Here is a 21,132-nt window from a genome sequence, read left to right on the forward strand (position 1 = left end):
TACGCAACCGGATTAATGGTTAGGTAACTGGCTTTCCTAAGGTTTGCGCCATTTGTGCGGTGTAATTCTGTCCCTCCAGGGAGGGGGAATGCGCCAGGTCTTTACAGGGATGGCAACCGGAATGACCCTAGCCGCTCGAAGCGGCTGGGAGGCAGCGGTTCGGCGCGGACCGGTGCTGTGGCTGACCCTGTGCGGCGTATTGCTGGTCGCGGGGATCTTCGCCGTGACGGCCATGGCCGTCGACGAATTCCGCGAGCGGACCCTCGTCAACCGCGAACGCGAGCTGGAAAACACCGTGAAGCTGATCGCGCGTCACTTCGATCAGCAGTTTGAAGATTCCGACGTCGTCGCCGCCGATCTGATCGGGCAGATGAACCTGCCGGAGATCAACTCGGCCGCCATGTTCCGCGAGCGCATGTCGGGACCGGCCGCAAACCAGATGCTGCGCAGCAAGATCAGCTCGGTCTCCTATCTCGGCGACATCGCGATCTACGACGCCGACGGCGAGCTGATCAACTGGTCGCGGAGCCAGCCGCTGCCCAAGATCAACGTCTCCTCGCGCGCCTATTTCCAGACCTTCAAGTCGGATCCGATGTCCGAGCCGGTCATCCTGGAATCGGTCCGCAGCTTCATCATCGGCAAATGGACCACGATCGTCGCCCGCCGGCTGCACGGCACCGACGGCACCTTCTTCGGCGCGATGGTCCGCCGCATCGATCCGGACACCTACCAGAGCTATTTCGCATCCGTCGCACTTGCCGAGGGCACGGCGATCTCGCTGTTCGACCGCGAAGGCAAGATGCTGGCGCGCTATCCGCATGTCGAGGAACTGATCGGCAGGAGCTTCAAGACGGCACCGCTGATGCAGAAGGTGCTGACCAGGGGCGGCCAGCAAACGCTTCGCGTCAGGAGTCCTTTCGACGGCGAGGAGCGGCTCGGCTCGGCCGCCTCGTTGAACCATTTTCCGCTGGTCATCGTCGCAACCAACACCATGAGCGCTGCGCTGGCCGACTGGCGGCAGCAGACCGGCTTCATGGTCACGACCGCGACGCTCTCGGCCGCAGTGATCGCGATGATCCTCTATCTGATCATCCGCCAGATCAACCGGCAGAATCGCGACGCACAGGCGCGGATCGAGGCGGAGCGGCAGCGGCTCGACACCGCCCTGAACAACATGTCGCAAGGACTGATCCTGTACGACGCGAACGGCTACATCGTCATCTGCAACCGCCGCTATGCCGACATGTTCGGCCTCTCTCACGACGTCATCAAGCCCGGCTGCCACATCCTCGAGGCGATGCGTCACCGCAAGGAGCGCGGCGCGTTCGATGGCGACGTCGAGGCGTTCTGCGCCGACGTGATGCGGGTCGTGGCCGAAGGCACGGTCTCCACGCGAACCCATCATTTGCCGAACGGCCGCGCCTTCCAGGTCATCAACACCCCGCTCGCGCAGGGTGGATGGGTCGCCACCATCGAGGAAATCACCGAGCGGCGCAATCTGGAGCAGGAGCGCGACCGCAACTACACGTTCCTGCGCGAGATCATCGACCATATCCCCTCGCAGATCACGGTGAAGGACGCCCGGACGCGGCAATATCTGCTGGTCAACCGAACCGCCGAGGAGCAGTTCGGCCGATCGCGCGAAGCCATCGTCGGCAGGACTCCCTTCGACGTCTACCCGGAGGAGACGGCGAGGCTCGTCACCGAGGACGACAGCGAGGCGCTGCAAGGCGCCGACACCGGATTGTTCAAGGACGAGCATCCCTGGCCGAGCCAGACCAAGGGGATGCGCCATATCACATCGACGCGGATCAGCATCCGCGACGAGTCCGGCGAGCCGCGTTACCTCATCAGCGTGGTCGAGGACGTCACCGAGCGGCGGCGCGCCCACGACAAGATCGCGCATATGGCGCATTACGATGCGCTGACCGACCTGCCGAACCGCACGCTGTTCCGCGAGCAGATCGAACGCGAGCTGGCCAAGGTCGCGGATGGCTGCCAGTTCGCGCTGCTCTATATCGACGTCGACGAATTCAAGGGCATCAACGATTCGCTCGGCCATCATGTCGGCGACGAGCTGCTCAAGGCGATCGCGACCCGCCTGCGCGGCTGTCTCAAGAAGGGCGACCTGATCGCGCGGCTCGGCGGCGACGAATTCGCGGTGATCCAGACCGGAATCCAGTCCTCTGCCGACGTGCTGTCCTTCGTGACGCGGATCTACGAGGCGATCCGGCAGCCGTATCACTGCCTCGGCCATCAGCTCTCCACCGATGCCAGCATCGGAATCGCGCTGGCGCCGCAGGACGGGGCCGATCTCGACCAGCTCATCAAGAACGCCGACCTTGCGATGTACGGCGCCAAGGCCGAGGGTCGCCGCACCCACCGCTTCTTCGAGCCGGAGATGGACGCGAGCGCCAAGGCGCGCCTCGCCATGGAGCAGGATCTGCGCTGGGCGCTGGTCAATGGCGGCTTCGAGATCCACTACCAGCCGCTGGTCGATCTGCGCTCGGGCGAGGTCTCGGGCTGCGAGGCGCTGCTGCGCTGGCGTCATCCCGAGCGCGGCATGGTCTCGCCGGCGGAGTTCATTCCGGTGGCCGAGGACACCGGCCTCATCAACGAGCTCGGCGACTGGGTGCTGCGCACCGCCTGCAACGAGGCCGCGACCTGGCCGGCGCATGTGCGCGTCGCGGTCAACGTCTCGCCGGTGCAGCTCAAATGCGACACGCTGGCGCTGCGGATCGCCGGCGCGCTCGCCGCTTCGGGGCTGGACCCAGGCCGGCTCGAGCTCGAGATCACCGAGGCCGTGCTGATCCGCGACGACGAGGCCGCGCTCTCGATCCTGCACCAGCTGCGCGCGATCGGCGTGCGCATCGCGCTCGACGATTTCGGCACCGGCTATTCCTCGCTGAGCTATCTGAAGCGCTTTCCGTTCGACAAGATCAAGATCGACCGCTGCTTCGTCGCCGACATCGCGGAGACCAGCGGCGCGCCCGTCATCGTGCAAGCGGTGGTGAACATCGCCGCCGCCAGCAGCATGACCACGGTCGCCGAGGGCGTCGAGACCGAGGCGCAGCGCGAGATGCTGCGTAACCTCGGCTGCACGGAGATGCAGGGCTATCTGTTCAGCGCGCCGAAGCCGGCCGCTGACGTGCGCAAGCTGTTCGGCCCGGGCGATGCCGCGCCCGTGGCGGCGGTGGCCTGATGGCAAGATCGCGCAAGATCGTCGATGTCGCCGACTCCTATGCCGTGCGGCTGATGCAGCACCTGGTGGTGCCGACCTTCGTGATCGACCCGAAGCGCCGCGTCGTGATCTGGAATCGCGCCTGCGAGCGCCTGACCGGCGTCGCCGCCGCCGAGGTGATCGGCACAACAAAGCACTGGCAGGCGTTCTACGAGACCAGGCGGCCCTGCCTTGCCGACCTCATCGCGCTCGACCGTCCCGAGCAGCTGCCGCAGTATTATTCGGAATATGCCGCGCGCGGCCATAACGGGCTCGGCTTCTCCGCGGAGAACTGGTGCGTGATGCCCAAGCTCGGCAGCCAGCTCTATCTCGCCATCGACGCCGGCCCGATCCATGACGAGGCCGGCCATCTGATCGCGGTGGTGGAGACGCTGCGCGACCTCACCGACCAGAAGCGCGCCGAGACGGCGCTGAAGGAGCTCGCCACCAAGGACGGGCTGACCGGCCTGTCGAACCGCCGCGCCTTCGACCAGATGCTGATGACGGAATGGGCCCGCGCCCAGCAAACGCAGAAGCCGATGGCGCTGCTGTTCGTCGACGTCGATCATTTCAAGCTGTTCAACGACCGCCACGGCCACCAGACCGGCGACGAATGCCTGCGCGCGATCGCCGCGGTCGTCAGCCGGCATGCCGTGCGCCCGCTCGATCTCGCCAGCCGTTATGGCGGGGAGGAGTTCGCGCTGATCCTGCCGGACATGGATGGCGAGGCCGCCTGCACTGTTGCGGAGGACATCCGCACCGCCGTGATGGCCTTGGCGATCGCCCATGGCGCCGATGGCGCCGGCGACCACGTCACCCTCAGCGTCGGCGTCGCCAGCCACATTCCGGGCGAAGCCGACGGCGGCCCGGACCGGCTGCTGGGTGCCGCCGACGAGGCGCTCTATGCGGCCAAACGGCTCGGCCGCAACCGCGTCATCGGCGCCGACCGCCTGCTCGCCGAATTCGCCGGGCTCCGCCGCGCGGGCGTGCCAGTTCCGGCCCCGATCCGGCGCAAAACGGCCTGACATGATGTCGGCGAGAAGCGGTTGCCCGCCCCCCGCCAATCAGCTAAATGAGGCTCGACTAGCACCCGTAGCTCAGCTGGATAGAGCGTTGCCCTCCGAAGGCAAAGGTCACACGTTCGAATCGTGTCGGGTGCGCCAGTAAAATCAAGTACTTCCGACACTTTCCCATCTTGGAGTGGCGCCGGGTAAGCAGCCGCCCCGCTCATGGCGTTCGAGCCGCATGGAACGAGCCAAAGCCGCGGACTTTGGGAGAATACTCTCTGCCATCGCCACGACACGCACCTAGTCGCAGCCTGTGATGCGCTTCACCGCCTTCGTGTACTTCAAGTGAAGTGAGCCGTCAGGCTGGTCCGACGGAGCATTGCGACCTAGGCGGCGATCTGAGTCCAGGCATGTTTGAAGGTCGAGTTGTATGTGCGAGCAGGATCCCAAGGCGTTGTTCTCGGCCTCCTCCTTCGACGCTCCGAATCCGACAAACGTCTGTACACGCCCGGCCTCGGTGTCGACCGCCGATACGAGAGTGATTTCGGAAATGTAATAGGACGAGCACGGCGCAGCGAGCACCTCGGCAGAAGCAAGCATTCCGATCCAGAGTACGCCCAGCGAAGCTGCTTTCATGCTCCATCCTTTCAAGCGATGAACATCAGCAACCATCCAGATGCTACGGCGAAGCCCACAACGACAAATGATCGGATCATTGTGCTTCTCGCTGTGGTTCAGTATTCAACAACCGGCTTCGGGACGGGTCTTGAGCGAAATCAAGGTCCACTCCGCGAACGCCGACACGCCGTGCGCCTGCTCGAAGACAAGTGATCTCCGCGGCAGCAAGCGCCGGCGCCAATTACCTCTTCGTAGCCCAGTTGCTTACGCGCTTTGATGTAGACGTTCGTTCGACGGAATGATGACGCGAGAACGGACATGTCGCCGCACTTGCCGGCGCGCCACGATTCTTTCCTCAGGTCCCTTGATTTGAATCAATACGACATCGCACTGCCGACCATTGTTGGCGTGGTGCTGGAGGCCGCTTACCCAGGAGGTCGCCGATGATGAAGATAGTAGTGATCGGAACAGCCGCGCTCCTTATTGCCGTACCGTCGATTGCCCGAGCGCAAACTCCCTCACCTGCGACGCCAGAGAAGCTCAACGCAGTGGACCGGAGTACATTGATGGACATGCGGATCGATTTGACCAAGGCCGCATTGCAACTGACACCCGAGCAGGAAAAGCTCTGGCCGCCTGTCGAGAGCGCCATTCGTGCCAGGGCGGAAGATCGGAAGGCCCGTGTTGCAAAAATCTCGGAAACAGTGGGTAGACGGGCCGACCAAAATGCCGTCGAAACCATGCGCAATCGCGATCCTATCGCCTTCTTGCAACGACGCTCGGAGGCCTTGGCTCAACGATCAGCCGATCTGGATAAACTCGCCGAGGCGTGGCAGCCACTCTACAAGACCCTCAATCCTGAACAGAGGCAGCGCATGGGGGCCCTCGCGGTCCTTGTGCTTCACGACATGAGCGATGTCGTGGAGCGACGTCGTGCGCAAGCCGAGGATGATGATTGAAGCGGGATGTTGACTGATAACCCGCCGTGACGGCCTGAACCTGCACGGCTAACCAACTCTAAGCCTGGGCGATGTCCCCTTTGGAAGGGCCGACATCCCCAGGCAGCATGCCACGACTGTCGAGGCGTCGCGTTCGGCTGAGCTACCCCTCGGACTGATCAGCAACGTCACCCAGTTTGTGGACTTCGACGCGCACGGACATGCCGAGGTAGTCCTCGGAGCTTCCCAACCATGCCCCCGCAAGAGGCACGGCCTGAGCGGGGTGCCGCGCGAGCGCGACAGGAATGAGATCGAATCCGGCGTTGATGTGATTGGTCGGATCGTAGTTCATCCAACCGGCGCCGGGCAGGAACACCTGCACCCACGCATGGGTGGCGCCCGAACCGGCCATCCCGATCTCGCCCCCATCGAGCGCCGCATCATAGATGTAACCGCTGACAAAGCGGGCCGCGAAGCCGAGCCGGCGCAAGGCCTCGATCATGAGCCACGCATAGTCCCTGCACGTTCCCGACCTCGCGTGCAAGGTTTGCGCGGGCGCAAGGGTCCCCTCCGCCTCCCGTGCCTGGTAGTTGAATCCGTCGCGGAAAGCGTCGAGCATCTGCTCCAGAGCACCGATCGTCTTGCCGTTGACGACAAAGCTCCTGGCCCACTCTGCGAGGGCAAGGTCAGGATCCTCGGTGTGCGGGCGCATGAAGCCGACGAGGTCGTTCCATTCGTCCGGCGTGTACTGCACGGGCATTCTCTCGGCCCGCCGCTCCAGCACGAACTGCTTCACGTCCTTGGCCCCGAAATGAATGCCCCGAAACTGAAACGTGAAGATCAACTCGCTGCCGGGCTCCTCGATCTCGATCTCCGCTATGTTGTTTGAAAGGCTGTCGCTAATCCACCGGATCCGCGAGCGAAGATTGGTGCCTGCGGACCAGCTTAGCAAGCGCCCGCCCGCTCCGCGCCGCGGCAGGAACATTGCGCGATGCGGGCCAAACGTCACCGGCCTGGCATAGTTGTAGGTCGTGGTGTGCTTGATCTCGAAGATAATGCCCATTGCGCCTCCGAGCATGATCGCATGATCCTCGGCCGAACGCGCCATCGGGCCGATGCCATCCTTTCGGTCCGGCGGCGCAATGATGCCATGGCTCCGTGCTCCGCGCAGTGAATGCGCTGATTGGCTCTACAGTGGGAATGAGCTGCGAGGCCTGAATGAAACGGCTGGAACCGCGGCATCGAAGCCGAGGCCCGGACGTTTCTCAGCGACACACGTAGGAACCATTCACGAGTACGCGCACACATGCTGTACCGGCAGCCGCCGCGCCGACCGCAGCTCCTCCTACGACTGCCCGTCGCGTCTGTCTGCGCGCAACGCCTGCGACGCTCATCGGTGTTGCCGGTCGTCCGACCCTGGCTTCTGCGCCTTGTACAAGCGACAGGCCGTCGCTTTCCGTCCAATTGATCGCGCCAAATCCGCATGCCAGCCCGATTGCTACCAACGCGATCTGCATTCCGCGAGACCTTTTCATCACGAGCCTCCTCGCAGTCAGTATTCCTTGGCTGCCGATACTTTCCCCGATGGCGAATGCGCCGTTTGATCTACATCAACAGGGAGAAGCCACCCTGGACGAGGGTTGCCCATTCGGAAGTTTGGCAAGCTGCCACGGCGCACGAAACGGTGTCGAGCCTTCATGCCTTTGCGGCTGGTTGCGCTACGAAGCGATGCCGACGCAGCAAAGCGCCAGCGCGGCGGGTGCGTTCTCGGCAGAAGGCGAAGCAACTGCGTGTGCCGTCCGACACATCGAGGAAGGCCTGCCATGCTCGAAGGTCTGATCTATCTGGTCATCAACATCGTTGTGGTCGGTCTCGTGATTTGGCTGTTGCGCTTCCTGATCGAGTTGAACCCCCTTGGCGGGCCGTTGCGACGAGTCGCAAACGTCGCGGTCGTGGTGATGGGTGTACTGATAATCGTCATGTTGCTCATGAACTTCGTGGGCAAACATCTCATGGCGTGACGCTCGCTTGGCCTTTGGCTCAGTCGGCACTGACACCTCAAACTTTGTGCGAGCGAACGCCCTAATCCGCCACTATCGCGAACGTTCACGTTTCGTGAGGACTTGCGGGTTTCAGGCGCACGCCATGCCTACGAACTTCAGAGGCCACGCACCAAATTGCCATCACCCATCAAGTGCGCTCGATGTTTTGACGAGTGAAAGAACCTTGACGCCGCGCTGATCGTCCTTGGGCGGGCGCAAACTGCTCTTCATCCAACCCATGACGATCGGGGACGTCAGCGGATCGAGCGAACACTCGTTTGACGCACGAGGCTTGTGGCTCGCTGTGAGCCACGCGCGCACACTGATGCGCGGGCGCTCGCCCCGCAGGGAACATAAATCTCGCCATCCCCGGATAAGCATCATTGGCGTGTACTGCCTTGGAGCGCGCCGAGCCGACCTGCGGATGGACACTTACTCGGGAGGTCGACGACTAATTTGGAGCTTGAAATTCCTGCTCGCGCCATTGTCCGAAAGGGAAGCTGCGGTAACAGGTGATGCCTGCGTACCAATATGCGTGATGGCCCCGTCCGAATGAATCCGCCCGCGTGGCATTGCCTGCGCCGATGCCCACAGCGAGTGACCCGGTCATCGTCACTCTCCTCTTCACGCAACGCAAAGTTGGAGCACCTATCAGGGCAGCGTCAGTCCGCACGGTGACTTAGAAGGGTTTGATCTGGAGGCGGCCGTTCCGACCGCCTCCTCATCGCTGCGCGTGATCGGCGTGCCGATTTGCAACCAATTCCGCTGCTCGCGCATCAGATCAGGGTGCCATGACGTCGCCGATACACCGACGCGCCGAAGCCGATGCTCGCTTCACTGGCTTTCGTCTGTGCTTTACGGACAGCGGAACGGCAAGCCGTTGGCGCCTGTGACCACAGTCCCCGATGTGCAGGCCATGCCGGCGGGAGTTATGTACCAGCCACTGCTGTCGCTGGCCGTGGACGCAGGATAGTAGGCATTAGCTCCCAAGGCCCCGCCATAGTAGGCATTAGCTCCCAAGCCTCCACCATAGTTGGAAGGCCCACCTCTGTAGGGACTCACGCCAGTAACTCCATAGTTGCCGGCGCCTGTGTAAGGGCCGCTTCCCCATCCCCATCCCCAGTTGGGGGATGTGGCCGCCACAGCAGCAGCTGTGCCCACGGCGGCCGCGCCGGCGACGCCAGCGCCGACGACCCCGGCTCCGTACCCGTATGCAGCCCGCCGGTTTTGACGGCGAGCAACGCCTGCAACGCTCATTGGGGTCAGCGGCCGTCCGACCCGCGCTTGGGCACTCTCCACTGACAAAGAGATGCCGCGTTGTTCAGACCAACTGAACGAGAACAGTGCCGCACATGCGACAGTTGAGCCCGCAATTGCAAGTTTTGCTGGATGCATGTGTCTCATGAACTTGCTCCATCACTGGCTTGCCCCATGCTGAAAGGATGCTGCCTCCCTACTGGTCGGCATTGCGCTAGATCAAAAAGAGAAGGCGACTTGCGAGCTCGGATGAGGCAGAGGCTTTGACGTTCTCAACGAGTTTTCTCGATGGTGCGCGTCAAACCAACCGAGCCCGTGGCAGCGAGAACGACCAGCGCTTTCAAATTGAAAGAGGCGGCAATTGAGCCGCCTCCTTTTGGTCCGCGTGCTTACTGGCAGACATACATGATTCCGTCAGCACCCTTGATCAATGTGCCGGGCGTGCAGCTAATGCCGTTGAGCCTCGCATAGCTATCCCAGCCGTCGTAGCAGGTATAGGAAGCAGCTCCAAAGACCCCGACGGTCGTGCCGTATCCGTATCCGGTCCTGCCACCGACCCCACACCAGGGGCCGCCCGCGTAGTAGGCCCGCACCGCGTACCAGGGGAGACCGGTCTGATTGGGTATGTAGTTATTATAGGGATACGGGCTGACATAGATTCGTCTCGCCTGGGCGCTCTCAACCGAGAGCGAAATCCCGCGCTGCTCAGACCAGCCAACGGTGAACAGTGCAGCAAAGGCGATAGTCGAAGTTGCAATCGCAAAATTTCTGAATGCCATCTGCTTCATCGTTTTGCTCCTATGCTATCGCCCCCCTTTGCATAAGAAGCCCGTCCGTTGAGACCGAATTGACAAAGATCAAGTGCCTTGTGCCCACAATCGTGCGTAAGGCGCCAGCCGAAGGATGTTGATGCGTCGCGCTCTCAGACGTGTTTGCCCGGTGCTACGATGTTGGAAGTCGCAAAGATCATGAAAAGGCAATCAGGCGAGTGACGTCGGCTCCTGATCCCGATCAGCCCGAAGTAGAGCTCCGACTGAAGCCAGCTTTTGATCCTTGAAGGGACCCGCCCTACCTCGCCAGGGCCATCGCATGCTTTCAACTTCTGATCAGATCGGCCCTGTCTTACGCTTCGGCGCTAAAGGACGCACGCGGCGGCGCAGCGCTAATGGTTCACGGGCGGGGCCTCGACTATCTCGACAAAGACCCCGCCCACGTCAGGCGCTATGTAGTTGTCGCTGTGATTGCACTTACACAGCGAACTCGTGGGCGCGATGCTTCCAATCAACTACCCGCGCGCGATCGTTCGCCGATCAATGTTTCATCTGCTCGAACACCACGATCACACCGGTCGGTTCGGGCTCGTGGGCCATCAGGCGTGTCAGGTCGGCATCGCCCCAATCGGCGAGGCTGACGACTTCGCCGCTCTCGCGTTCCGCGCCCGGCGACGGGGTGGGCTCGAGGACCTTGAGGCCCATCTCATCGACGAAGAAGGTGTGCTCGCCGAACATGCTGTTGAGCTGGGGCATGGCGGGATGCTCGTCGGGCAGCACCTGAGCGCCGAGTTGGTTGACGGTCTGCTTGACCTGTTCGGACGTTAGCTTCATCGGGCTGCTCCGTGTCTGTCGTGTCCGGTTTTGTCGACTCGAGCCGAAGTCCGGACCGGAGCAGGCGTTCCCTGCGCCGTTCTCGCCTGGCTCAGCTTCCGAACAGGCACTGGGCGCAAACGTTCCAGCGAAATGCAATTCGTGATCGCGGAGTTTCATCCGCCGCACTCGCGGCACGGAAGCGCCACACGATGTGCACGATCTGGCAGCCGATCGCGCTACTCGGCGGCTTCGACAATCCTGATGTGACCTAAAGCGCGATGGCATCAAGATGAATCGCGCTTTAGGTTATTGTTTGAGCATGATCTTTTCGGAAAACCGCTACGCACTTTTCCGGATCAGGCTCTAGTGCTCGCTGCGGTTCTCGCCGACCGACAGCGCGCAGATACGTGACAGATAGGTGTAGGGCAGGCCGGTCTCCTCGGCCCAGGCGTTGAACTGCGCCTGCACCTTGGCGAGATCGCCTTTCGACTTCACCTCTTCGGCGATGTCGAGCCCGGCATCGCGCAGGCAGGCGACGACGTCCTTTGACGTCACGAAGCCATCCCAGCCGACGAAGCGCAGCAGCATCTGGCCGGTGTTGCCGCCGAGCCGGCTGCCGCGCTTGGTCAGGAGATCGAGCAGGCCGACCTCGTTCGAGGGCGGCCACTTCGCGAGAAACTTGCCGAAGCTGCCGTGCTCCTTCGCAATCTCCTGCACGAAGGCGGCGTTGTCGCGCACCGACATGATCTTGGCGCCGTTGCGCACGATGCGCGCGTCACGCAGCAGGCCCTCCCAGTAATCCTCGGGCTGGAAGCTGAGCTTGGCCGGCGCAAAGTGCAGGAAGGCTTCTTCAAAGCCGTCCCATTTCGAATCGATCACGCTCCAGGCAAAGCCGGCGCAAAACACCCGTTTTGTCATCTCGGCGAGGATACGGTCGTCGCCGAGCTTTGCGAGGCCCTTCACGTCGGGCTTGTCGGGCATCAGCTTGTCCAGCGCCTTGGGCCCGCCCTTGCGCTTTTCCGCGCGGGCGCGAATGGTCTTGAAGGAGGTCATGCGGACACCCGCGTTGAGGTGCGCCACGACATCAGAATTCGATGATCCGGTCCAGCCCTGCGCCGATAGGCCCCTTGCGCGCCGCGGCGCGCCGCAGCATGCTCCCGCTCATTGGACTGAGAAGGAGCGGCCATGCTGGTCTGCTTCTTGCTTTATGACGTTTGGAATTCCCAGCCATTTTCAATCGCGAACGGATTTTCAATGCGCTGCCTGGTCGTGGCCGACCTGCACTACTCGCTGCCGCAGCTCGACTGGCTGGTCAGCGCGGCGCCGCAATTCGATCTCGTGATCTTCGCCGGCGATGCGCTCGACATCGGCTCGATGGTGGATTTCCGCGCGCAGATCGTGGTGGTGAAGAAATACCTCGCGCTGCTCGCGCGCCAGACCCGCGTCATCCTCTGCTCCGGCAATCACGATCTCGACGAGCGCGACGCGCTAGGTGAGAAGATCTCGCGCTGGATATCCGACGTGCGCGAGCTCGGGATTGCCTGCGACGGCGACAGCCTCACCATCGGCGGCACCCTGTTCACGGTGTGCCCGTGGTGGGACGGACCGCTGGTCAGGCAGCGCATCGCCGACCAGCTGCGCGACGCGGCCGCCGAACGCCGGCGGCGCTGGATCTGGGCCCATCATGCGCCGCCGGCGAATTCACCGACGAGCTGGGGCGGCAAGCGCTTCTTCGGCGATGTCGAGCTGGTGCAATGGATCATGCAGTATCAGCCCTCGATGGTGATCTCGGGCCACGTGCACCAGTCGCCCTTCGTCACCGATGGCTCGTGGTTCGACCGGCTGGGCCAAACCTGGGTGTTCAACGCCGGCCTGCAGCCGGGCCGGCCGCCAACGCATATCGTGCTGGACCTCGATGCGGACAAGGCATTCTGGCTGGCGGCGGGCGAGGCGCAGTGGATCGACCTCAACGCGCCGCTGAAGCGGCCAGCCAACTCGATCGAGGAGCCGCCGGACTGGCTCACATTCTTGGATCGGATTGCCGATCCGAGCCTGGCGAGACCTCGAGCGGCGGCAGGTTGATCATGCTCTGGAGCACCTCGCCGACCATGGCGAGATGGGTGCCGTGGTCGGCATATTGCCGCTTGAGATCGGCGAGATAAGTGTTGGCGACGTTGAGCCGCTGCGCCAGCATCTTTGCGATCAGCAGCGCCACCTCGGGCGTCTGCTTCAGGAACGAGGCGGCATCCTCGAACTCGTAGACCACCGCGTGGGAGCAGGCCCGCACCGTCGCGGTATGCGGCAGGCCGAGCAGCACGGACATCTCGCCGAGCACCGCGCCGGGTTCAGTGACGGTGGCAACCACCGTCTCGCCCTTGAGCACCTCGAGCTTGCCCTGCATCAGCACATAGAGATGGCCGGAGGCGCCGCCCTCGGTCACAAGGTGCGTGCCGGCCACGACCTGCCGCTCGGTCCCACCGGTGCAATAATCCAGAACTGCGCGCATCCTGCAAAACTCCCGTCAGGGGGCAGTAGAGCACGATCCGCGCCACAGGCTTGCTCAAATTTCCGGCATGGCTTGAGGCTATTGTTTGCGCATGGTCTTTTCGGAAAACGCTGCGCTCCGGATCATGCGCTATCGCGACAGGCGCTTGGCGAAGTGGATGGACTGCCAGTCGCCGAGGCCGGTGTCCGCAAAACCTGCTTTCTTCGCAAGGCCGCGCATTTCGGCGTTGGCCCGCGCGGTCTCGGCCGCGATCATCTCGTGGCCGAGATCACCAGCCCGCGTTTCCATCGCCGTCATGATCTGAAGGCCGAGGCCTCTGCGCTGAAACGCGTCGGCGACCGAGATGGCGAACTCGCCATGCCGCGCAGCCGAATCATAGGCGTAGCGCGCTTCGCCGATGATCGTGCCCTGCCCGTCCTGCCTGAGCTCGGCGAGCAAGGTGAAATGATCGGGACAAGCGGCCTTGGGCACGCATTCGGCCGCGACCACGGTAAGGTCGGCCCGCGCGCCCATGAACCGCTTGTTGCGCGACGTGGTGGAGAGACCGGTGAAATAGACCGACAGGCTCTCCACATCCGATGCACTCGCGATCCTGATGCAGACCATGCCCTTCGCTTCGGCCAACTCGATCGGCTCGATGACGGCTCCCGGAAACAGCTGTGACATGCATGATGCTTTCGGCAGGTTGCTGGGACCTGCAGACCTAGCCGAGACCATGCACGCGCCGCTTGGACATGGCTGCCAAACTTGCGGCCGAAAACGAACCGCGCGTTTGTCCTGTGCCGTGCATCACACGGCCGCATTCAAGCGGCCTCACGCCTCCCGACGCGCCGCCCCGGCCTTATCGCAGTCATCGACTGTTCCTCGGCGTCCCGTGGTGCGCGCCCCTACTTGAGGGCCCGCTTCTCGCGAATATTCCTCGCTCCGAGTGGGTCGGACCAAATCTCACTCGGGTCATATTTGCACATGAGCCATTTCAACAAATGAATTCGGTAGGGGGCGACCGATGATCGATATCACTGCGCGGCGGCAGATAGTCGTCCGGAATCCGGCTGCCGGTCGAGGGATGAGGCACGCTGATAAGAACACGCATGGACTTTCGCTCCGCGTCCGCGTCACACCCGAGAGAGCGAGGGCACTTCCTCCGGCATGATGGCCTGGAGGCCGCCGAAGCGGCGCTCGCGGCCATGGAAGGAGGCCAGCGCCGCGGCGAGATCGTCGGCGTCGAATTCGGGCCACATCCGCTCGGTGAAGTGCAGCTCGGCATAGGCGCCTTCCCACAGCAGGAAGTCCGACAGCCGCTTCTCGCCGGAGGTGCGGATGATGAGATCGACGTCGCGAAGACCGGCTTCGCCAGTGACGAGCTGCGAGAAGGCTTCGCGGGTAAGACTCGTCAGCGCCGCCGCCTTCGCGGCAGCGTTGAGGATGGCATCGCGCGCGGAATAGTCGACCGCGATGCGCAAGTGAAGCGTGGTCCCGTGGGCGGTTGCGTTCTCGGCGCGCGCGATCGCGCTCGCGATGCCGTCGGGCAGACGGTCGCGGCGGCCGATCACGGTGAGGCGCACGCCGTTCCTGACGAGGCTCTGCACCTCGTTGGCGAGATAGAAGCGCAGCAAGGTCATCAGCGCGGCGACTTCGGGCTTGGGCCTTCTCCAATTGTCGGTAGAGAAGGCGTAGAGGGTCAGCGTGCCGATGCCCTGCTTGGGCGCGGCCTCGACGATGCGGCGGATGGTCTCGACGCCGGCCTCATGGCCGCGTACGCGCGACAGGCCGCGCCGCGTCGCCCATCGGCCGTTGCCGTCCATGATGATGCCGACGTGGAGCTTCTCGCGAGACGTAAGGTCACTTTGCATTGCAAAGTCTCCGGTCAAAAAGGGGAGGATCAGGTCGAGACGATGCCGAGGCGGCCGAGCGGCGGCGCCTCGCGGCCCGCGGCCTTGGCGGCGTCGCGCACCAGGCGCTCGAGCACGGCGAGATAGTCGAGGAAACGGCGGCGGCCGGCCTTGGTCAGGCGGCAGGTGGTGTGCGGGCGATTGCCCTCATAGCCCTTGGTCACCTCGACGAGCCCGGCCTCCTGGAGCACGGCGAGATGCCGGCTGAGATTGCCGTCGGTGAGGCCGCAAAGCTGCTTGAGATCGGCAAACGCCAGTCCCTTGGGGTGTGCCATCAGCGAGGTCAGAAGCCCGAGCCTCGCCTTCTCATGGATTACGCGATCGAGCCCTTCATAGGAGAAGGGCGCACTGTCAGTCTTCGACATCATGGTCTCCGGACGCGAAATACAGGATGGCCGCCATCATGGATTGCCCGATCACGAAGGGCAGGCCCATGGTCCATGGCGACAGCGTGTGGGTCCGGCTTGCGAGCACCACGACCGCAAAGCCGGAGATGAAATACCAGGCGCCGGCAAGCGCGACGGTGCGCGGCAGCGAACGGACCGAAGCGAAGATGCCGAGCGACACCAGGATCTGCCACAGGCCCGGCAGCAGCCACAGCGTCTCGCTCGCGAACTTCCACATCACGACCGCCAGCAGGATGCCGGCGACGCCCGCGGGCAGGAACTGCTCGACCGCCTGATGGATCATGGCGTCGGCGAGACCCGAATGATGACGGCGCGAGCGCGCCCGCATCTCGATGCCGATCACCAGGACGGACAGCGCAGCGGCGATGAACCAGCCGAAGAAGAAACCGATCGGCTCACTCGTGGGATCGCGGAGCAGCCAGAATTGCAGGATCGCCGTGATCAGTGCGACGGCGCCGGTCGCAGCCATCGTCGCCGGGCCATAGCCGCGAAACGCGGTGCCTGCCGCGATCTGGCTGCGGATCGCCACGATGTCGGCCAGTGCCTTGTCGAGATCGCGCATCGGCAATGCCAAAACCTCGCTCCACCCACGCTGGTCGGGATTGCTGCCCCATTACTTTGTACTGCAAAGTATATAGCAGTGCAAAGTAAACGCAAGGCGAAATCATTCGAATGAGACGTGACCGGAGGGAGACAACTGCGGGTTGCGCGCCCCTGTCCCGGCCGCTAAGGTGTTCCCATAATGTTCCTGGGGGAAGAGTATGTGGCTTAAGTCGTTGGTCGTCGCGTCTTGCTTGCAACTCGGTTTCGTCGGCGTGGCGCAGGCGGCGGGGCCGTTCGGCTCCGTCAATGTGGGCAACTGGATCGGCGGCGCCTTCAGCAATGACGAGACCGGAGCGTTCTCGCATTGCGCGGCGACCACGCCCTATGCGAACGGCGTCATCCTCGTCGTGAGCCAGAATGCCGCCGGCACATGGTCGCTCGCCTTTGCGAGTCCCAGCTATCGCTTCAACAAGGGCGAGAACGCCGCGATCGACGTGACCTTTGACGGACAGGAGCAAGCCAGGCTGTACGCCACGGCGTACCAGTCCAACATGCTCACGGCCGTCATGCCGCTCAATGTCGTGCGCACCTTCCAGAAGGCGAGCCTGATGGTGGCGACAGCCGGCCGCGCCGTCCTGAATTTCGATCTGACCTCGACCGGGCCGGTGATCTCGGCCCTGGCCAATTGCGTGACTAAGGTGAAAGCCGACGGGCTCGACAAGGCCGGCGACTTCACCAAGATCGCCGCCAAGCCGCAGCCCGCGCCGGACAAGCAGACGCCGCCGGCCGGCAGCAAGGCTGCCCGGGCCAAGAGCGGCACCGGCTTCGTGGTCAGCGCGAACGGCCACATCGTCACCAACAACCACGTGATCGACGGCTGCGTCGGCGACATCAAGGGTAACCTCACCGGCGAGGCCGCGATGGTGCTGCGCGTCGTGTCGAGTGATGCGAACAACGATCTCGCTTTGTTGCAGGCGCCTTCGACGGCGACATTCAAGGATTTCGCGCGGATCCGCGACCGCTCGATCCGCTCTGGCGATGCCGTCATCGCAATCGGCTTTCCCTTCCATGGCCTTCTAAGTTCGGATTTCACCGTGACCACCGGCATCGTCAGCTCGCTCAGCGGCATGCGCAACGATTCGCGTTTCCTGCAGATCAGCGCGCCGGTGCAGCCCGGCAATAGCGGCGGCCCGCTGTTCGACGCCACCGGTCAGATCGTGGGCGTGGTTACCGGAAAGATCCCAGCATTGCGTATCGCCGCGGTGACCGGCAACATTCCCGAGAACATCAACTTCGCCATCAAGACCGGCGTGCTGCGCGACTTCCTCGACAATTCCGTGGTGCCCTACCAGACCGCCGAGCCGAAGGCCGAGCTCAAGACCACCGACATCGCCGGCAACGCGCGGCCATACACGATGCTGATCTCGTGCAACGCGATGGAGCAGGCCGACGCGAAGCGGTGAGACTGCGCGACTGACGGCACGCTGCAGCGCCAACACCACTGTCATTCCCCGCGAAGGCGGGGAATCCAGTACGCCGTGGCATCTCGATGAACCACTGATGTCTCGGAGTACTGGATCGTCCGGTCAAGCCGGGCGATGACACCGTTGGCGCCGATGCTCCTCTCACCCGTGGCAGCTCGCTCCCTTCGCCTGCGGCCCGTACTGGTCGCGGAGGCGGACCCAGTCCATCGGATAAGGCAGGCCGTCCTCGTGGCGGCCGAGCGGGGTGAGGTCGAGGTACTGATAGGCGGCGTTCATCATGTCGAGGCCGCGGGCGAAGCAGGAATAGGTGTGGAAGATCTCGCCGGCGTCGTTACGGAAGAACACACTGATGCCGGGGAGCTCGGGGCCGTAGAACGGCGTGGTGCCGAAATTGTATTTCAGGACACCCTTGTCGATCTCTTCGCGCGTGAACGAGACCTCGTAATCGCGGTTGAAGTCGTTGCCGCCGGACGAGACCCAATCGAACGTCCAGCCCATCCGCCTCTTGAAGGCTTCGAGCTTTGCGACCGGCGCCAGCGAGATCGCGGCCATGGCGGTGTCGCGCGCGGCAAGGTGCGGCGCCATGCGATCGAGCCCATCGGCCCAGAACGAGCAGCTCTTGCAGGCGACGTCCCAGTCGGGCGCGAACATCACGTGCTGGACTACGAGCTGCGGACGGCCCTTGAAAAGATCGCCGAGCGTCACCCTGCCGGTCGGCGCCTCGAACACATAGTCCTTGTCGACCCGGACCCAGGGCAATGCGCGGCGCTCTGCGGCGAGGCGCTCGCGAGCCTGGCTGAGCTCCTTCTCATGCGCGAGATGAGCCTTGCGCGCTGCGATCCATTGCTCGCGCGAGACGATCTGATGGGACTGCATGGCGTTCTCCTCTGACGGGACTTCAGGCAACGAAGGCATCGAGCTTGTCGAACGACGAGATCCAGCCATGCTGGTGGTTGTCGCGTGCGGTCTCGTCGAAGAACTGGCCGTGATGGAAGACCATCAAGGTCCCGGCACTATCCGGCTTGAACGTGATCGTCACCAGCGATTCGCGTTCCGGGGTCGAATGCCAGGCCCAGGTGAAGACGAGACGTTCGTTCGGCACCACCTCGCGATAGGTGCCGCCGGCCTCGAAATATTCGCCGTCGGCACTGGTGAAGCTGATGCGAAAGCGGCCGCCGGCGCGGACGTCGAGCTCGGCTTCAAGCGTCGCCGGCTTCATGTTCGGCGGCCCGAACCATTGCGCTAGCTGCGCGGCTTGCGTCCATGCGGCGTAGACCTTTTCCGGCCGCGCGCGGAGCCGGCGCGTGAGCGTGAGGCTTGGTCGTTCAAGGCTTGGACGTTCGGTTGGGGGAGCGGCTGTGCGGGAATTGGTGTCGACGGCTGCGTTGGCCATGTGTCTTCCTCCACGAAAGCGGCAAGGCGATCGAACTTCTCGGACCAGAACTGCGCGTAGCGATTGAGCCAGTTCATCGCCTGCTCCATCGGCTGCGCGGTGAGCCGGCAGGACACCGTGCGCCCGGTCTTCTCCCGCACGATCAGGCCTGCATCCGTGAGCACGTCGAGATGCTTCATGATCGCCGGCAGCGAGACCGGAAACGGCGCGGCGAGCTCGCTCACCGACAGGCCGTCCTGCTCGCCGAGGCGCGCCAGCAATGCGCGCCGCGTCGGGTCGCAGAGCGCGGCAAAGGTCCGGTCCAGCGCGTCGTCCCTATACTTAACCATATGGTTTAGTATAGGCGCGAGCGAAGATGCGTCAAGCAGGAACCCGCGTGCGCAGGTCTGCACGACTGCGTGATCAGGCAGAAGCCGACAAAATAGCTAGTATGGCGGACCGCGCCGACCGCGCAGCGCCGGTGGAAGCGGCGGTCGCGCGGCCACGGCAGGATTCTGTGCGCAGAAACCCTTGCGGCCGGACGCGCTCAGCAGGCACTGCTCGCGAGTTTGATAGGAGCAGTCGCCGGGATAGCCATATTCCGAATCCTGGATGCACCACGCGTAGTCGTAGTCCGCGCGCGCCGAACTGCCGCCGGCGAGCCACATCAGGGCCATGGTGCCCAGCACGACCTGCACCTTGCGCATGACCGATCTCCCATGTTCGCCTCACAGAGAGAAAGGCTCGGCGAGCCGATTTATTCCGGAGCGATCGGGCGAAAATGCATCGCGCAAAATGAGCGGCGGCTTCGCAGCTCGCGCGATCAGTACGGCGCCACAGGCGGCGCGCGCCGGTGCGGCCGCGGCTGCGGGATCGGTTGCAGGCCGTAGGCAAAGCGGGGGTTGCGGTCGCAATATAGCAGCCGCCCGGAGACGCTGGCCTGGCACTGCTCATAGGTGCTGTAGGCGCATTCGCCGGGATAGTCATACTCGCCGCCCTGCGCGCACCAGGGATAGTCGCGGGCAGCGGCTGGCGTCGCGGTGACGAAGCCGGCAAGAACCGTCGCGCCCAGTGTCAGCAGCGCCAATTGCGTCTTGCGCATGATCCCAACTCCTCTTCTCACAGCGCGAGACGCGTGCCTTCCATCATCAGCTTTCGTGGCGCCGCTTTATTCCGCGGCAACAGAACAAGATACGCAAGAAAAAAGCCCTGCCGAACGGCAGGGCTCCATTCCCGGTCATCACAAGATCGCTATTCGACCTTGAGGCCGGCGAACTCGACGACCTTCCTCCACTTCTCGGTCTCGGCCTTGATCTCCTCGCCGAACGCCTCCGGCGTCTGCACCCGCGGCTCGCCGCCGAGCTCGACCAGGCGCTTGGTCATGTCGGGCTCCTTCATCAGCGTGTTGATCTCGCTGTTGAGCTTGGCGATGATCTCCTTCGGCGTGTTCTTCGGCGCGCCCATGCCGAACAGCGCGCTGGCCTCGTAGTCCTTCACGGTCTCGGCGATCGCCTGCACGTCGGGCAGCTGCGGCGACCGCTCTGCCGTGGTGACGCCGATCGCGCGCAGCGAGCCGGAGCGGATGTGCTGGATGATCGAGGGCATGTTGTCGAAGATCACCTGGACCTGGCCGCCGAGCATGTCGGTGATCGCGGGCGCCGCGCCGCGATAGGGCACGTGCTGCATCTTGCAGCCGGTCATCGCCATGAACATCTCGCCGGACAGATGCACCGAGGTGCCGTTGCCGGACGAGGCCATGTTCACCTTGCCGGGATTGGCCTTCACATATTCGATGAACTCGGCGACGTTCTTGGCGGGCACGTCCTTGTTGACGGTCATCACGTTCGGCACGCGCTGGAACGAGGCGACGGGCGCGATGTCGCGCACGAAGTTGAACTTCAGATTGGCGTAGAGCGAGGCGTTGATGAAGTTGGCCGGATTGACCAGCTGCAGCGTGTAGCCGTCGGGCTCGGCGTTGACGACCGCTTCGGTGCCGATGTTGTTGCCGGCGCCCGGCTTGTTCTCGATCACGAATTGCTGGCCGAGCTTTTCCGACAGACGCTGGCCGATCAGCCGCGCCAGGATGTCGGTGGCGCCGCCCGGCGGATAGCCGACCACCCATTTCACGGGCCGGGACGGATAATCCGCGGCAAAGGCCTTCGACAGCGGGCTGGCGGCAAGAGGCGTGGCGGCAAGCAGGCCCAGCGCGGTACGGCGAGTGATCATCTCAAGGGTTCTCCCAGGTGGTATTCTTCAAAGA

Annotated in this window: 22 protein-coding genes, 1 tRNA gene and 1 pseudogene; 7 read left to right on the plus strand and 17 right to left on the minus strand. The window is 63.5% G+C overall.

All coding sequences use genetic code 11. The features are described from left to right. Positions 1-88: 88 nt before the first annotated feature. The 3 genes from QA642_RS46295 (at position 89) to QA642_RS46305 (ending at position 4,383) form a co-directional block, all read left to right on the plus strand. The gene (locus QA642_RS46295) at positions 89-3,202 is read left to right on the plus strand and encodes an EAL domain-containing protein (protein ID WP_283082792.1); all 3,114 of its coding nucleotides are present in this window, start codon (positions 89-91) and stop codon (positions 3,200-3,202) included. Beyond that, positions 3,202-4,245 carry a diguanylate cyclase gene (locus QA642_RS46300; protein ID WP_283082793.1) on the plus strand — a complete coding sequence of 348 codons (1,044 nt, stop codon included), beginning with the start codon at positions 3,202-3,204 and terminating at the stop codon, positions 4,243-4,245. The genes QA642_RS46295 and QA642_RS46300 overlap by 1 nt, the downstream gene beginning before the upstream one ends. A gap of 61 nt (positions 4,246-4,306) precedes the next feature. After that, positions 4,307-4,383 (plus strand) — tRNA-Arg (locus tag QA642_RS46305). A gap of 144 nt (positions 4,384-4,527) precedes the next feature. Here the strand turns inward: QA642_RS46305 and QA642_RS46310 are convergent. After that, entirely contained in the window at positions 4,528-4,863 is a 336-nt protein-coding gene (locus QA642_RS46310) for a hypothetical protein (RefSeq protein ID WP_283082794.1), read from the minus strand. 425 nt (positions 4,864-5,288) lie between these two features. Between QA642_RS46310 and QA642_RS46315 the strand changes: the two genes are divergently transcribed. Then, positions 5,289-5,804, plus strand: coding sequence for a Spy/CpxP family protein refolding chaperone (locus QA642_RS46315; RefSeq protein ID WP_283082795.1), 516 nt, complete (start codon positions 5,289-5,291; stop codon positions 5,802-5,804). 142 nt (positions 5,805-5,946) lie between these two features. Here QA642_RS46315 and QA642_RS46320 read toward each other — a convergent pair whose 3' ends face one another. Together QA642_RS46320 and QA642_RS46325 are read right to left on the minus strand one after the other, a co-directional pair. Further along, on the minus strand, positions 5,947-6,891 hold the full coding sequence (locus tag QA642_RS46320) for a transglutaminase family protein (protein ID WP_283082796.1): 945 nt from the start codon (positions 6,889-6,891) through the stop codon (positions 5,947-5,949). Positions 6,892-7,048: 157 nt separating this feature from the next. Continuing rightward, positions 7,049-7,318, minus strand: a complete 270-nt coding sequence (locus QA642_RS46325) for a hypothetical protein (RefSeq protein WP_283082797.1) — start codon at positions 7,316-7,318, stop codon at positions 7,049-7,051. A gap of 288 nt (positions 7,319-7,606) precedes the next feature. On the opposite strand from QA642_RS46325, the gene QA642_RS46330 reads away from it, so the two are divergent. Continuing rightward, positions 7,607-7,804, plus strand: coding sequence for a hypothetical protein (locus tag QA642_RS46330; RefSeq protein ID WP_283082798.1), 198 nt, complete (start codon positions 7,607-7,609; stop codon positions 7,802-7,804). A gap of 1,667 nt (positions 7,805-9,471) precedes the next feature. Here the strand turns inward: QA642_RS46330 and QA642_RS46340 are convergent. The 3 genes from QA642_RS46340 to QA642_RS46350 form a co-directional block, all read right to left on the minus strand. Continuing rightward, positions 9,472-9,870: a hypothetical protein gene (locus QA642_RS46340; protein WP_283082799.1), complete on the minus strand. Its 399-nt coding sequence runs from the start codon at positions 9,868-9,870 to the stop codon at positions 9,472-9,474. A 522-nt stretch (positions 9,871-10,392) separates the two neighbouring features. After that, positions 10,393-10,686 carry a hypothetical protein gene (locus QA642_RS46345; RefSeq protein WP_283082800.1) on the minus strand — a complete coding sequence of 98 codons (294 nt, stop codon included), beginning with the start codon at positions 10,684-10,686 and terminating at the stop codon, positions 10,393-10,395. 345 nt (positions 10,687-11,031) lie between these two features. Next, positions 11,032-11,721, minus strand: coding sequence for a DNA-3-methyladenine glycosylase I (locus tag QA642_RS46350; protein ID WP_283082801.1), 690 nt, complete (start codon positions 11,719-11,721; stop codon positions 11,032-11,034). A gap of 201 nt (positions 11,722-11,922) precedes the next feature. On the opposite strand from QA642_RS46350, the gene QA642_RS46355 reads away from it, so the two are divergent. Then, entirely contained in the window at positions 11,923-12,750 is an 828-nt protein-coding gene (locus QA642_RS46355) for a metallophosphoesterase family protein (protein WP_283082802.1), read from the plus strand. Here QA642_RS46355 and QA642_RS46360 read toward each other — a convergent pair. The 5 genes from QA642_RS46360 to QA642_RS46380 all read right to left on the minus strand — a co-directional run bounded on the left by QA642_RS46360 (position 12,689) and on the right by QA642_RS46380 (position 16,035). Next, positions 12,689-13,174, minus strand: a complete 486-nt coding sequence (locus QA642_RS46360; protein WP_283082803.1) for a cyclic nucleotide-binding domain-containing protein — start codon at positions 13,172-13,174, stop codon at positions 12,689-12,691. The two genes, QA642_RS46355 and QA642_RS46360, sit on opposite strands and share 62 nt — an antisense overlap. 129 nt (positions 13,175-13,303) lie before the next feature. Continuing rightward, positions 13,304-13,840, minus strand: a complete 537-nt coding sequence (locus QA642_RS46365; protein WP_283082804.1) for a GNAT family N-acetyltransferase — start codon at positions 13,838-13,840, stop codon at positions 13,304-13,306. Positions 13,841-14,289: 449 nt separating this feature from the next. Beyond that, on the minus strand, positions 14,290-15,027 hold the full coding sequence (locus tag QA642_RS46370) for a di-trans,poly-cis-decaprenylcistransferase (protein WP_283082805.1): 738 nt from the start codon (positions 15,025-15,027) through the stop codon (positions 14,290-14,292). Between the two features lie 29 nt (positions 15,028-15,056). Continuing rightward, positions 15,057-15,431, minus strand: coding sequence for a transcriptional regulator (locus QA642_RS46375; RefSeq protein ID WP_027542101.1), 375 nt, complete (start codon positions 15,429-15,431; stop codon positions 15,057-15,059). Beyond that, complete coding sequence (locus QA642_RS46380) at positions 15,418-16,035, minus strand: hypothetical protein (RefSeq protein WP_283087118.1); 618 nt, start codon at positions 16,033-16,035, stop codon at positions 15,418-15,420. Before QA642_RS46380 ends, QA642_RS46375 begins: the two co-directional genes overlap by 14 nt. Before the next feature lie 199 nt (positions 16,036-16,234). On the opposite strand from QA642_RS46380, the gene QA642_RS46385 reads away from it, so the two are divergent. Next, entirely contained in the window at positions 16,235-17,479 is a 1,245-nt protein-coding gene (locus tag QA642_RS46385; RefSeq protein WP_283082806.1) for a serine protease, read from the plus strand. A 162-nt stretch (positions 17,480-17,641) separates the two neighbouring features. On the opposite strand, the gene QA642_RS46390 is transcribed toward QA642_RS46385, so the two are convergent. The 6 genes and pseudogenes from QA642_RS46390 to QA642_RS46415 all read right to left on the minus strand — a co-directional run bounded on the left by QA642_RS46390 (position 17,642) and on the right by QA642_RS46415 (position 21,098). After that, positions 17,642-18,376: a thioredoxin family protein gene (locus QA642_RS46390; protein ID WP_283082807.1), complete on the minus strand. Its 735-nt coding sequence runs from the start codon at positions 18,374-18,376 to the stop codon at positions 17,642-17,644. A gap of 22 nt (positions 18,377-18,398) precedes the next feature. Further along, positions 18,399-18,731, minus strand: a pseudogene (locus QA642_RS46395) (SRPBCC domain-containing protein); the annotation flags it as partial. An 11-nt stretch (positions 18,732-18,742) separates the two neighbouring features. Then, positions 18,743-19,222 carry a metalloregulator ArsR/SmtB family transcription factor gene (locus tag QA642_RS46400; protein ID WP_283082808.1) on the minus strand — a complete coding sequence of 160 codons (480 nt, stop codon included), beginning with the start codon at positions 19,220-19,222 and terminating at the stop codon, positions 18,743-18,745. A 96-nt stretch (positions 19,223-19,318) separates the two neighbouring features. Further along, entirely contained in the window at positions 19,319-19,579 is a 261-nt protein-coding gene (locus tag QA642_RS46405) for a DUF3551 domain-containing protein (protein WP_283082809.1), read from the minus strand. A 116-nt stretch (positions 19,580-19,695) separates the two neighbouring features. Further along, on the minus strand, positions 19,696-19,974 hold the full coding sequence (locus tag QA642_RS46410) for a DUF3551 domain-containing protein (protein ID WP_283082810.1): 279 nt from the start codon (positions 19,972-19,974) through the stop codon (positions 19,696-19,698). 149 nt (positions 19,975-20,123) lie between these two features. Then, positions 20,124-21,098: a tripartite tricarboxylate transporter substrate binding protein gene (locus QA642_RS46415; protein ID WP_283082811.1), complete on the minus strand. Its 975-nt coding sequence runs from the start codon at positions 21,096-21,098 to the stop codon at positions 20,124-20,126. Between the last annotated feature and the right edge of the window lie 34 nt (positions 21,099-21,132).

It is taken from the genome of Bradyrhizobium sp. CB2312 (assembly GCF_029714425.1).
Classification (GTDB): domain Bacteria; phylum Pseudomonadota; class Alphaproteobacteria; order Rhizobiales; family Xanthobacteraceae; genus Bradyrhizobium.